Origin of the sequence: Rhizobium sp. BK049, from assembly GCF_014193135.1 — a bacterium.
GTDB lineage: Bacteria > Pseudomonadota > Alphaproteobacteria > Rhizobiales > Rhizobiaceae > Rhizobium.
In genome coordinates this window covers 82,687-95,199 of record NZ_JACHYV010000025.1, presented here as the reverse complement: position 1 = coordinate 95,199, position 12,513 = coordinate 82,687, and the positions used below count along the sequence as shown (strand labels likewise).

General features: G+C 61.3%; 12 protein-coding genes and 2 pseudogenes. 9 read left to right on the top strand and 5 right to left on the bottom strand.

The genetic code is table 11. The features are described from left to right. Positions 1-4: 4 nt before the first annotated feature. From FHT70_RS23435 to FHT70_RS23425, 3 genes are all read right to left on the bottom strand, one after another. Positions 5-733, bottom strand: a complete 729-nt coding sequence (locus FHT70_RS23435; protein WP_085779743.1) for a Bax inhibitor-1/YccA family protein — start codon at positions 731-733, stop codon at positions 5-7. 172 nt (positions 734-905) lie between these two features. Next, positions 906-3,449 carry an ABC transporter permease gene (locus FHT70_RS23430; protein ID WP_183705159.1) on the bottom strand — a complete coding sequence of 848 codons (2,544 nt, stop codon included), beginning with the start codon at positions 3,447-3,449 and terminating at the stop codon, positions 906-908. Then, a complete protein-coding gene (locus FHT70_RS23425) occupies positions 3,446-4,153 on the bottom strand; it encodes an ABC transporter ATP-binding protein (RefSeq protein ID WP_088390967.1) in 708 nt (235 codons plus the stop codon). Before FHT70_RS23425 ends, FHT70_RS23430 begins: the two co-directional genes overlap by 4 nt. Positions 4,154-4,225: 72 nt before the next feature. On the opposite strand from FHT70_RS23425, the gene FHT70_RS23420 reads away from it, so the two are divergent. Continuing rightward, entirely contained in the window at positions 4,226-4,870 is a 645-nt protein-coding gene (locus FHT70_RS23420) for an arylesterase (protein WP_183705157.1), read from the top strand. A 68-nt stretch (positions 4,871-4,938) separates the two neighbouring features. Beyond that, a complete protein-coding gene (gene thpR, locus FHT70_RS23415; protein ID WP_183705155.1) occupies positions 4,939-5,532 on the top strand; it encodes an RNA 2',3'-cyclic phosphodiesterase in 594 nt (197 codons plus the stop codon). On the opposite strand, the pseudogene FHT70_RS23410 reads toward thpR, so the two are convergent. Further along, positions 5,439-5,938, bottom strand: a pseudogene (locus FHT70_RS23410) (low molecular weight protein-tyrosine-phosphatase). The gene thpR and the pseudogene FHT70_RS23410 overlap by 94 nt on opposite strands. 33 nt (positions 5,939-5,971) lie before the next feature. On the opposite strand from FHT70_RS23410, the gene FHT70_RS23405 reads away from it, so the two are divergent. After that, positions 5,972-6,277, top strand: coding sequence for a 4a-hydroxytetrahydrobiopterin dehydratase (locus FHT70_RS23405; protein ID WP_085779737.1), 306 nt, complete (start codon positions 5,972-5,974; stop codon positions 6,275-6,277). A gap of 67 nt (positions 6,278-6,344) precedes the next feature. Then, on the top strand, positions 6,345-6,737 hold the full coding sequence (locus FHT70_RS23400) for a YkvA family protein (protein ID WP_085780227.1): 393 nt from the start codon (positions 6,345-6,347) through the stop codon (positions 6,735-6,737). A 15-nt stretch (positions 6,738-6,752) separates the two neighbouring features. Here FHT70_RS23400 and FHT70_RS23395 read toward each other — a convergent pair. Further along, positions 6,753-7,295, bottom strand: a pseudogene (locus FHT70_RS23395) (sigma-70 family RNA polymerase sigma factor). A 336-nt stretch (positions 7,296-7,631) separates the two neighbouring features. Here FHT70_RS23395 and FHT70_RS23390 point away from each other — a divergent pair. From FHT70_RS23390 to FHT70_RS23370, 5 genes are all read left to right on the top strand, one after another. Then, the gene (locus tag FHT70_RS23390; RefSeq protein ID WP_085779735.1) at positions 7,632-8,153 is read left to right on the top strand and encodes an invasion associated locus B family protein; all 522 of its coding nucleotides are present in this window, start codon (positions 7,632-7,634) and stop codon (positions 8,151-8,153) included. 245 nt (positions 8,154-8,398) lie between these two features. Further along, positions 8,399-9,628: a 23S rRNA (adenine(2503)-C(2))-methyltransferase RlmN gene (gene rlmN, locus FHT70_RS23385; protein ID WP_183705151.1), complete on the top strand. Its 1,230-nt coding sequence runs from the start codon at positions 8,399-8,401 to the stop codon at positions 9,626-9,628. Between the two features lie 92 nt (positions 9,629-9,720). Next, on the top strand, positions 9,721-10,674 hold the full coding sequence (locus FHT70_RS23380) for an ABC transporter substrate-binding protein (RefSeq protein WP_183705149.1): 954 nt from the start codon (positions 9,721-9,723) through the stop codon (positions 10,672-10,674). A 119-nt stretch (positions 10,675-10,793) separates the two neighbouring features. Next, complete coding sequence (locus tag FHT70_RS23375) at positions 10,794-11,672, top strand: ABC transporter permease (RefSeq protein ID WP_183705147.1); 879 nt, start codon at positions 10,794-10,796, stop codon at positions 11,670-11,672. Next, a complete protein-coding gene (locus FHT70_RS23370) occupies positions 11,669-12,463 on the top strand; it encodes an ABC transporter ATP-binding protein (RefSeq protein WP_085779731.1) in 795 nt (264 codons plus the stop codon). The genes FHT70_RS23375 and FHT70_RS23370 overlap by 4 nt, the downstream gene beginning before the upstream one ends. The last annotated feature ends 50 nt before the right edge of the window (positions 12,464-12,513 follow it).

Sequence of the window (12,513 nt, the reverse complement as noted above, 5' to 3'; positions counted from 1 at the left end):
CCTGTTATCTGCGGTTGCCCATGAACTGCAGCAGGAACATGAAGAGGTTGAGGAAGTCGAGGTAAAGCGTCAGTGCACCCATGATCGCCTTGCGACCGGCGACAGCGACGTCATCGGCTTCATAGTAGAGTTCCTTGATCCGCTGCGTGTCGTAGGCGGTGAGGCCTGCGAAGATCAGCACGCCGATCACCGAGATCGCGAACTGCAGCGCGGATGAAGCCAGGAAGATGTTGACGAGCGAGGCGATGATCAGGCCGAAGAGGCCCATGATCAGGAACGAACCCATCGCCGACAGGTCACGCTTCGCGGTATAGCCGTAAAGCGACAGTGCGCCGAAGGAGGCGGCGGTGACGAAGAAGGTCTGAACGACGCTCTGGCCCGTATAGACCAGGAAGATCGACGAGAGCGACAGCCCTACCAGGGCGGCGTAGATCCAGAAGGTGGTCTGGGCGGCGGAGACGCTCATCTGATGAATGCGGAAGCTCAGGAAGAAGACGACCGCAAGGGGGGCAAGGATGACGACCCAGCGCAACGGCGACTGGAACAGAAGCGCGCCAAACTGGGTGAGTTGGCCGTCCTGGACCGCGAAGTTGAATCCGAGATATGCGGCCACGCCGGTGATCGCCAGGCCCAGCGCCATCAGGTTGTAGACCTTGAGCATATATGCGCGCAGGCCTTGATCAATCATCTCGCCGGTCTGGACGCGGCTTTGATAGTTACGAAGATCAGCCATAGTTTCCTCTTACAAGCTCCGAAGGAGATACGGTGTCGGGTTCTCGACCCGGGCGCCGCTGCGGAGCTCCAGCATGCCTGCAGACAATATGAGGCTTTCGCCCTTTGCAAACAAGGGGCCTGCAACGGCGCGGCCGGTTAAATCGCCGTAAGGTGAAGGCCTTGGGACAGCTTCAAAGCTCGCGCAGCACGGGCGCCGCCTTCTGCCCGAGGATGCGCCAGGTGCCGATGAGGCCGATGCCGACTGTCAGAACGAGTGCCGTCACCAGCGTCAGGCCCGCCACGTCAGGCAGGAAGGCAGACGGCAGTCGCATGATGCGGGCGACGATGAACCAGGCGGCGATGGCGCCGGCAAAGAGTGCGAAGATCGCAGTCGCCAGTCCGAGGATCAGATATTCGTAGCTGAAGGCACGAATCAGCATGGCGCGCGTGGCGCCGAGCGTCTTCAGCACCACCGCATCGTGGGTGCGCGCCCTGTTGCCGGCGGCGAGCGCACCGGCCAGGACAAGAATCGAGGCGATGAGCGCCACCGATGCCGCGGCACGGATCGCTGTCGCAAGCTGCCCGACGAGCTGGTTGACGATGTCGATCGCGTCCTTGACTCGCACGCTGGTGATCGTCGGATAGGTATTGGTGACGGATTTCAGGATCGCCGCATCTTCGGCCGGCGTCGAGGAGGGATCGGTCAGGGTCGCCAGCCAGGCATGCGGGGCGCCGCGGAAGGTGTTCGGTGAGAAGACCATGACAAAATTGATCGACAGTGATTCCCATTGGACGCGGCGCAGATTGGCAATCTTTGCCGTGATATTGCGACCCAGCACGTTGACGGTCACGGTATCGCCGATCTTGAGGCCGAGCTCGTGCGCCTCTTCCGAGGAGAAGGAGACGAGCGGCTCGCCGCTGTAATCCTTGTGCCACCAGCTGCCTTCGGTGAGTGCAGCATTTTCCGGCAGCGTGTCGGCGTAGGTGATGCCGCGATCGCCGTTCAGCACCCATCGGCCGGCGGCCGGCACATTCATCTTGGTGACGTCCTCGCCGTTGAAGGCGACGATCCGGCCGCGCAGCATCGGCACCTCCATCAACTTGCCCTTCGGCGCCTGCGTCTGGACAAGATTGCGGAAGGCGTCGACCTCGGCACTCTGAATATCGACGAAGAAGAAGTTGGGTGCACCCTCGTTCATTCGGCCGGTCAGCTGCTGGCGCAGGTTGCCGTCGATCAGGGTCAGGGTCACCAGCAATGCCAGGCCAAGGCCGAGCGAGAGCACGACCGATGGCGTCAGCGCGCCGGGGCGGTGGATGTTGCCGATTGCGAGCCTGAGCGCCGGCGAATGAACGCGCGGGCTGCGGCGCGCGAGCCAGGCGATCAAGGCGGCGACGAGGCGCAGGACGACGAAGGCGAAGACGATTGCGCCGACGAAGACGACGGCGATGAAACGATCATAGGCGGTGAGGATGGCAAGGCCGGCAAGGGCAGCCATGAAGAGGGCGGCAAGCAGGATATAGGGCCAGGACGGTAGACGGCGGGCCTCAAAACCCTGCTCGCGGAAGAGCGCGGTGGCCGGTACTTCGCGGGCATGGCCGAGCGGCAGAATGGCGAAGGCGAGCGTGGTCAGGATGCCGAAGAGCGTCGCAAGCAGCAGGGCACTGGGATAGAGGGTCGGCTCGGTCGAGACCGGCAGGAATTGCGCCAGGAACTGTGCTGCAAAGATCGGCGACAGGGCGCCGATGACGAGGCCGGCCATAATGCCGCCAAGGGCGATGATGGCGATCTGAAAGAGATAAATCAGAACGACGACGGCGGCCGGAGCGCCGAGGCATTTGAAGGTGGCGATGGTGGTGCGCTTGGAATCGAGGAAAGCACGCACGGCGTTGGCGACGCCAACACCACCGACGATCAGGGCTGTGAGGCCGACCAGCGTCAGAAATTGCGAGAAACGGGTGATGTTTTCAGTGAGCGAGGGTGCTGCGCGGTCGCTGGTGCGGATCGCCCAGCCGGCAGAGGGAAACTCCTTGGAGGCACGCGCCTGGATGCCCGACATGGCGCGCTTGTCTTCCAATCGGATCTTATAGGCGTGTTCAACCAGACTTCCGGTCTGGATCAGCCCCGAGGCTTCGAGCGCCTGTCGGCTGACAAGCAGACGCGGTGCAAAACCGAAGCCTTCCGACAGCGCGTCCGGCTCGGTCTTCACTGTACCGGTAATGCTGAGCTTGACATTGCCGAGCAGCAATTCGTCGCCGATCGCAAGGCCGAGCCGATCGAGAAGCAGCGGGGCGGCGACCGCGCCATAGGTGCCGCCTTGGCCGGAAAGCAGGGCTGCAAGCGGATAGTCCGGTTCGGCGACGAACCTGCCGTAGAGCGGATAGGCGTCATCGACCGCCTTGACCTCGACCAGCGCCTGATCGGAACCGTCAGGCTTGCGGGCCATCGAGCGCAGACCCGTTGAAACCGAAACGGTTCCCAGGCCCTGAAGGAAGCTCATTTCCTGAGGTGTCGCCTGGCGATTGTTGAGTTCGAAGCGGACGTCGCCCGCCAGCAGCTCCTGCCCCTGCGAGGCGATCGTGTCGGTGATCGACTGCGAAACGGAATTGACGGAGGCGATCGCCCCGGTGCCGAGTGCGATGCAGGCCAGAAAGATATAGAAGCCGCGGATGCCGCCTCGCAACTCGCGAAGCGCCAGGCGAAAAGCGAGCGCGACGCGTGGCGTGACCATGCTCATGCGATTGCCGCTTCGCTGCGGCGGGCAGCGCTGTCGCCCTCGATCCTGCCTGAACGGACGCGGATCTGGCGCGAGCAGCGGTTTGCAAGCGAGACGTCGTGGGTGACGAGAAGCAGGGTCATGCCGCGCTCGGCCTGCTTGGCGAAAAGAAGGTCGGCGATCTGTCGGCCGGTCTCGGTATCGAGATTGCCTGTGGGCTCGTCGGCAATCAGCAAGGCGGGCGAAGGAGCGAGCGCTCTGGCAATCGCCACGCGCTGCTGCTCGCCGCCGGAAAGCTGGCCGGGATAGTGGTTCAGCCGTTCGCCGAGACCGACCGAACTCAGTTCGCGATGGGCGATTTCGAAGGCGTTGCTGATATTGGCGAGCTCCAGCGGCACCGCGACGTTTTCCAGCGCCGTCATGTTGGCAATCAGATGGAAGGACTGGAAGACGATGCCGATGTTGCGGCCGCGGAAATCGGCGACCTCATCCTCACTGAGGGCGTGGAGCGGCGTGTCATTGATGTTGATTTCGCCGCTGTCGAGCTTCTCCAGTCCTGCAAGCACCATCAGCAGAGTGGATTTGCCGGAACCGGAAGGCCCGACGATGCCGACGGATTCGCCGGCCGATATATCGAGATCGATACCCTTCAGAACATGGACGGAGGCGGCCGCACTGCCAAGGGTGAGATCGGCGCCCTTCAACTCGATGATGGTTTTTGCCAACGGAAATCGCCCTATATTAATCTCTAACGCAATGGCCGCATAACGGCACCTCGCCAATCTAGGGAAGCCAGAATGAGATTTAAAGTTGCCGCGCTTCAATTCACCGTCATCGCGGTGTCGCTGATCTTTGCCGTTGGAGCGAATGCGCGGACGATCAATCTCGTCGGATTCGGGGACAGCCTGATGGCGGGTTATCAGCTGCCGCCCGGCCAGGGCTTTCCGGAAAAGCTGCAGGCGGCGTTGAAGGCGAAGGGGCTCGACGTTTCCATTGCCAATGCCGGGGTTTCCGGCGACACCACGACAGGTGGGCTTGCCCGGATCGACTGGTCGGTCCCCGACGGCACCGATGGCGTTATCCTCGAGCTTGGCGCCAACGATGCGCTGCGTGGAATTCCGCCGGAAGAGAGCGAGAAAAATCTCGACCAGATGATTGCCCGGCTCAAGGCGCGCGGCATAGCGGTGCTGCTTGTCGGCATGATGGCGCCGCCGAACATGGGAGCGGATTATGCGGCGCGCTTCAATCCGATTTATCGGAAACTTTCGGAGAAACACGGAGTTCGACTCTATGCCTTCTTCCTCGACGGGGTTGCGCTCGATGCGGGGCTGAAGCTCGATGACGGCATGCATCCGAACGCGAGAGGTGTCGACGTCATGGTCGAGAAAATGGAAGCTGATGTCACAAATTTCATCGATACGATTTCTTCTGTGAAGAATTAGGGGCTTGCACGGCCATTGATTGCGTGATTCCGTGTAAGCACCTGCAAAAGATTCGGGGAGTGCTCGTTATGCCGAGACTGTTTACCGCCCTCGAAATTCCGCGCAATGCGGCAATGAGCCTTTCATTGCTGCGCGGTGGCCTCCCCGGAGCACGATGGATCGATGTGGAAAATTACCACATCACGCTACGCTTCATCGGTGATGTCGACGGCCGCACGGCCGATGAAATCGTTGAACGTCTCGACCGGATCGATCGGCCTGAATTTCAGTTCCGGCTCGAAGGCATCGGCTCGTTCGGTTCAAAGAAGCCGCATTCGGTCTGGGCAGGCGTTTCTCACTCGCCTGAAATGTACGCCCTGCAGGCCGAGATCGAACGCATCTGCCAGCGCATCGGCCTGCCGCCGGATCCGCGCAAATTCACGCCGCACGTGACGCTGGCACGGCTGAAATCCTCGCGGCTCGACGATGTCGTGCAATATCTGAGCGGGCGCGGCAACTTCCACACCGCGACCTTCACGGCGCCGCGTTTCGTGCTGCTTTCATCGCGCGAATCGGTCGGTGGCGGGCCCTATCTCACCGAGGAGGTGTTCCCGCTGCACGAAGTACGTCCGGCGACCAGCGTTTCGAGCAGGCTGCTGCAGCCGGCCAAGAGCCTGGTATAGAGCAGCTCGAAACCTTCCGGACCGCCATAATAGGGGTCGGCAATGTCCTCCCCCGTTCCCAGCGCGATATCGCCGAACAGCTGGATATTCGCCTCGGGAGAGGCGATCCTGTTGAGTTCCGCCACGTTGGCGCGGTCATGGCGACGATCAGATCGACACTGACGCAATCGATCGAACGGATGCGCCGGGCACGTTGCCCTGCTATGTCGATGCCATGGTTGCGGGCAACAGCGATCGAACGGCGGTCGGGCGGTTCGCCTTCATGCCAGTCGCCGGTGCCGGCGGAATCGATCGTGAAGCGATCGGTCAGCCTCGCCTCGGCGACAAGATGGGTAAAAATTCCCTCCGCGAGCGGAGAACGGCATATATTGCCCATACAAACGAAAAGGATGCTGATGTCTTTCATCGGTAACCTGCTGACAGATGAGAGGACCATGGCATGAAACAGGAAAGACTGGAACGGGCCGCGGCCGAGGCACGAATGGCCGAGCTTTCGGGCTGGGCGCTCAACGATGCGGCCTCTTCGATCTCGAAAACGTTCAAGTTTTCAAATTTCATCGAGGCCTTCGGTTTTATGACGCAGGCGGCGATTACGGCCGAGAAACTCAACCACCATCCCGAATGGTTCAACGTCTATTCCAGGGTGGATGTGACGCTGAACACGCATGATGCCGGCGGGCTGACGGAACTGGATTTCAAGCTCGCCAGGGCGATGGACAAGGTGGCAGCACGCGGTGCCGTTTGAAAACGAGCGCTGATTGAAAGCCGAAGCGCCATCACCATATGTTCGCATGGACGAAAGGATGTCAGGGATGGACGAGGTCAAATTCGGGGAAATCCTGCTGCCGGGCGACGAGGACACCCAGAACCGGCGGGAGGAAACCGTACGGCAGAAGTTCTGGCCGACCTTCCGCCGGGCTGTCCGGCAGATTCCCTTTTCGCGCGACGTCGTTGCTGGTTTCTACTGTGCGCTCGATCCGCAGACGCCGACCAAGGTGCGCGGCGTGCTGCTGGCAGCGCTGGCCTATTTCGTCATGCCGGTCGACATGATTCCGGATATTTTCGCCGTCATCGGCTTTTCTGACGACATCGCCGTGCTTTCCGCCGCCTTCGCCATGGTGCGCGGTCATATCCGGCCGAGCCATTACGACGCGGCGGACAGGGTCCTTGCCGACAGGCCCGCCGAAACGATGAAAACGATTTGAAGACCGCGGCTCGGTTCAGCCGAGTTCCCGCTTCAGCATCTTGCGAAGCTTTCCAAATGCAAGCCGAATACGTGATTTCAGCGTGCCGAGCGGCAGCCGGAATGCGATTCGCCGAGGAAGAAAGCTGCACGCATCATGTCGCGCTGTTCTTCGGGCAGTTGTTCGACAGCGGCGCGTAGCTTGGCGTCGCGATCGCCATTTGCGATGATTTCATCGGCGCCGATCTCGGCCGATGGCAGCAGGCTCGGGTCGGTTTCGTCGAAAGTGCGGGTGCTGGTGCGGCGCCGCAGATCGATGCGGCGGTTGCGGGCGATGCGAAAAAGCCAGGTCGACAGAGAAGATCGCGTGGCATCGTAGAGACAGGTCTTGTGCCAGAGCACGATCATGATCTCCTGGACCAGCTCTCCGGCGTCGCCTGACGTCATCTTCTGGCGCGTCAGCCAGGTCTTTCAGGCGCGGGGCGAAATAGTCGAACAAGATGGAAAAGGCCTGCTGGTCGCGATCGTCTGCGACGGCCTTTGCGAGGGCAGCGAAACGCTGTCTTTCCCGGGCACCCATCTCGTCTCACCAGCCCCCTAGGACAAAAATTTCGTCCCGGATTTCCAAAGTCTTAATGAGGTACAGCGGATTTTTGAAAGGTCAAACTCTTGCCTGAATCCTTGTGTCTTAAGTTCAGCCGAACGGCCAGCCGTGCCCATCGGCGCACCGGCATCGCAGCCGATTTCGGCAAGGGGCAAAAGTGGTAGTCGAGCTGAAATGACACAGGCACATACAAATCGCAGCTATTGTTGACCATTTGGTAACCTGAATTAAGTCAAAATAAAGCAGATCGTGATTATGCGGCGCCCGCTATGATCGCTTCGGGCCTTGAATCGCAAGAACCGGCAGGAATCCATGTTTGTAAGAAGTATCGTATCCGCCCTCGCCCTCACCATGACAATGGCCGGAGTGGCGGCAGCGCAGCAGGCCGCGACCGCCGCCGCGCCGACCCGCATTCAGCAGTTCCAGGCCTGGGGGGCTTATTCCTACAAGTCGGGCAACAGCACCGTGTGCTACGTCCTGTCGGTCCCGACGGCAAAGCAGCCGGCAAGCGTCGACCACGGCGACAATTTCTTCATCGTTTCGCAGCGTCCGGGCCAGAACATCTCCTATGAGCCGCAGGCGATGATGGGCTATACGGTGAAGGAAAATTCGAAGATCAACGTCGTCATCGACAACAAGACCTTCGTCATGTTCACCAAGGACAAGGCCGGCTGGGTCGAGAATGCTGCCCAGGAGCCGGCCCTCGTCGCGGCGATGAAGACCGGCCATTCGATGACCGTGAATGCGGTTTCGCGCAAAGGCACCGGCACCTCCTACAGCTATTCGCTCTCGGGCATCTCGGCAGCGCTCAAGCAGATCGAAAGCTGCAAGTAAGCGGCTTTTGCTGAGAGAGTTCAAAAGGCCGGCCTTGCGCCGGCCTTTGTTATTTCCATCTATAGTGACGCGCAGCCAAAATGATGCTAAAGGCCGCGTAAACAGCGGACAGTTCGCGATATCAGTCGCCGTCTGCGATCAATTTCTGCCAATGTGCCGTCATGCGCCCGCAAGTCTTCCGGATCACACCGTGAAGCCAGCGGCTTGCGGAACGGTTACGTGTTTGAATTCGGGGTCAGAAGCCTATGTCCGTCATGGATGCGATCGTCGTCAACAAACCTCAGGCCTCGCGCCCGCCTTCCGGCGCCGAGAAGCCGTCGTTGATCGGGCTCTCCCGCGAGGAAATGGCGGCAGCGCTCCGGGAAAAGGGAGTACCCGAAAAGCAGATCAAGATGCGCGTCTCGCAGCTTTGGAACTGGATCTATGTGCGCGGCGTCTCTGATTTCGACCATATGACCAATGTCGCCAAGGATATGCGTGAAATGCTGAAGACGCATTTCACCATCGCGCGTCCGGAAATCGTCGAGGAGCAGGTCTCGAACGACGGCACGCGCAAATGGCTGCTGCGTTTTCCCGCGCGAGGCGCAGGACGCCCGGTCGAGATCGAGGCCGTCTACATTCCGGAAGAGGGCCGCGGCACGCTCTGCATCTCAAGCCAGGTCGGCTGCACGCTGACCTGTTCCTTCTGTCATACCGGGACACAGCGCCTGGTGCGCAACCTGACGGCGGAGGAAATTCTGTCGCAGTTGCTGCTCGCTCGCGACCGGCTCGGCGACTTCCCGGATCGTGAAGCGCCGCAGGGCACGATCATGCCTGCCGAGGGCCGCAAGGTCAGCAATATCGTGATGATGGGCATGGGCGAGCCGCTCTATAATTTCGACAGCGTCAAGCAGGCGCTGCTGATCGCCACGGATGGCGACGGCCTGTCGCTGTCCAAGCGCCGCGTGACGCTGTCCACCTCCGGCGTCGTGCCGGAGATCTTCCGCACCGGCGAGGAGATCGGCGTCATGCTCGCGATCTCGCTGCATGCGGTGCGCGATGACCTGCGCGACATCCTCGTGCCGATCAACAAGAAATATCCGCTGAAGGAGCTGATCGACGCCTGCAAGGCCTATCCGGGCCTTTCCAATGCGCGGCGCATCACCTTCGAATATGTGATGCTGAAGGATGTCAACGACAGCCTCGAAGACGCGAAGGGTTTGATCAAGCTCCTGAAGGGCGTGCCGGCGAAGATCAACCTCATTCCTTTCAATCCCTGGCCCGGTACCAATTATCAGTGTTCGGATTGGGAGCAGATCGAGAAATTCGCCGATTTCATCAATTCGGCGGGTTACGCTTCGCCGATCCGCACGCCGCGCGGCCGCGACATTCTTGCCGCCTGCGGCCAGCTGAAATCGGAATCCGAACGCATGCGCAAGACCGAGCGCCTGGCCTTCGAGGCGATGATGATCGCCAATCACGGCGCCGACGACTGATCAGCAAGTTTGATCCTCGCTACAATTCTCCTGCATTGATTAAGCATGCGCTTTTCCTAATAGTGCCGCCAAAATCATTCAGGAGGACACCCATGCGCCCGATTCTGCTCGCTCTTGCCGCCACTTTGGCCCTTTCCCTGCCCGCAAAGGCCGACAACGTGACCGTCGCCGTCACCGCGATCGTCGAGCACCCGGCGCTGGATGCCGCGCGCAAGGGCGTTCTCGACGCGCTGACGGCCGCTGGCTATAAGGAAGGCGAGAACCTGAAATTCTTGTTCGAATCGGCACAGGGCAATCCGGCCACCGCTGCCCAGATCGCCCGCCAGTTCGCCGGCGACGAGCCCAATGTCATCGTGCCGATCTCCACGCCCTCAGCCCAGGCGGTCGTTTCCTCGACGCGTGACATTCCGGTCGTCTTCACCGCCGTCTCCGATCCGCTCGGCGCCCAGCTCGTCAAGAACATGGACAAGCCCGGCGGCAATGTGACCGGCCTTTCCGACATGTCGCCGGTCGCCGAGCACCTGGCGCTGATCAAGGAAATCGTGCCGAAGGTCAAAACCATCGGCTACCTCTACAACTCAGGTGAGGCGAACTCGGTTTCGCTGCTCGCCGTCTTGAAGGCCGAGGCCGAAAAGGCCGGCCTGACGGTCGTGGAATCGGCTGCCACCAAGTCTGCCGAGGTTCAGGGTGCGGCGCGCGCCCTCGTCGGCCGCGCCGACGCCATCTACGTTCCGACGGACAATACGATCATCTCCGCGCTCGAAGGCGCCGTTGCGGTTGCCGAAGAAAGCAAGCTGCCGCTCTTCACCGCCGATACGGATTCGGTTTCGCGCGGTTCGATCGCCGCCCTCGGCTTCAACTATTACGATGTCGGCAAGCAGACGGGCGAAATCGTCGTGCGGGTGCTGAAGGGCGAAAACCCCGGCGATATCGCAATCAAGACTGCCGCCGGCAGCGATCTGGTCGTCAACAAGGCGGCGGCCCAGAAGATGGGCGTCACCCTGCCCGAGAGCGTGCTTTCGCGCGCCAACAAAGTCATCGAATAACGGCCATCGTTCCTTCGACCATTCACATTCAGCCGCTCCCGTTTGCGTGGGGGCGGCTGAAGTATTAAAAGGCTGCGGTTTCGCGACGGGCGGAACGGAAACAAAAGGGGCTGAAAGCCTTGAGCCAAATCGCATTTTGGGGGGCCGTCGAGCTCGGCCTGGTCTATTCCTTCGTCGCCCTCGGCGTCTATCTCGCCTTCCGCGTCCTCGATTTTCCGGACCTGACGGTGGATGGTTCCTTTCCGCTCGGCGCGGCGGTGACCGCGGTGCTGATTATTGCCGGCGTCAATGCCTGGCTCGCGGCGCTGATTGCGATGGCGGCGGGCGCGGCGGCCGGCATGGTGACGGCGCTGCTCAACGTGCGCTTCAAGATCCTCAACCTGCTCGCCTCGATCCTGACGATGATCGCGCTCTTCTCCGTCAATCTGCGAGTGATGGGAAGACCCAACGTCGCTCTCATCAATGCCGATACGATGATCAGCTCCTTCTTCGGTCATGGCCTGCGCGATTTCTATGTGCGGCCGCTCTTCGTCGGCGTTCTCGTCATCGTCGCGCTGCTTCTGGTTTGGCGCTTCCTCGAAAGCGATGCCGGGCTTGCGATGCGCGCGACCGGCGCCAATGCGCGCATGGCCCGCGCCCAGGGCGTAGACACCAGCCGGCAAATCTATCTCGGCATGGCGATTTCGAACGCGCTGGTGGCGTTCGGCGGCGCCTTGTTTGCCCAGACCAACGGCTTTGCCGACGTCACTTCGGGCGTCGGCACGATCGTCGTCGGGCTCGCGGCGGTCATCATCGGCGAGACGCTGCTCGGACGCCGCGGCCTGCTGATCGCGCTTGTCGGCTGCGTGCTCGGCTCGATCCTCTATCGCATCGCGATCCAGCTGGCGCTGTCGAGCGACGTCATCGGCCTGCAGGCCTCCGACCTCAATTTCGTGACGGCGGTGCTCGTGACCTTCGCGCTCATTCTACCCCGTCTTCGCCGAGGTGCCGTGTCGTGATCAGCGTCAAAGACATCAAGGTCGTTTTCGGACGCGGCACGCCGCTGCAGAAGCAGGCGCTGAACGGCGTCAGCCTGACCATCGAGCAAGGCTCCTTCGTCACCGTCATCGGCTCTAACGGCGCCGGCAAATCGACGCTGCTCGGCGTGCTCGCCGGCGATGTCATCCCGAGCGAAGGACAGGTGCTGATCGGCAAGAGCGATGTGACGCGCAAATCGACGGCGGCGCGCGCCGGCCTGGTGGCACGCGTCTTCCAGGATCCCCTGACGGGCAGCTGCGGCTCGTTGTCGATCGAAGAGAATCTTGCTCTGGCTGCCCGGCGCGGCGAAAAGCGCGGGCTTGTGCCGGCGCTTGGCGGCAAACGTCGGGACTATTTCAAGGAGCGGATCGCCGAGCTCAATCTCGGGCTGGAGAACCGGCTGAAGGATCGCATGGATCTGCTCTCGGGCGGGCAGCGGCAGGCGGTGTCGCTCGTCATGGCGACACTTGCCGGCTCCGAAGTGCTGCTGCTCGACGAACATACGGCGGCCCTCGATCCCGGCATGGCCGAGTTCGTGATGAACCTCACGCAGAAGATCGTTGCCGAGCGCAAGCTGACGACGATGATGGTCACGCACTCCATGCGCCAGGCGCTTGATTACGGCCACCGCACGATCATGCTCCATGGTGGCGAGATCGTTCTCGACGTGGCGGGCGACAGCAGGAAGGACCTGCAGGTCGAAGATCTGATCGCCATGTTCCGCAAGATGCGCGGCCAGACGCTCGATGACGATGCTTTGCTGATTGGCTGAACCAACAGCGTGCTGATTGGCTGAACCAACAGCGTGCGGATCGGCAAAGC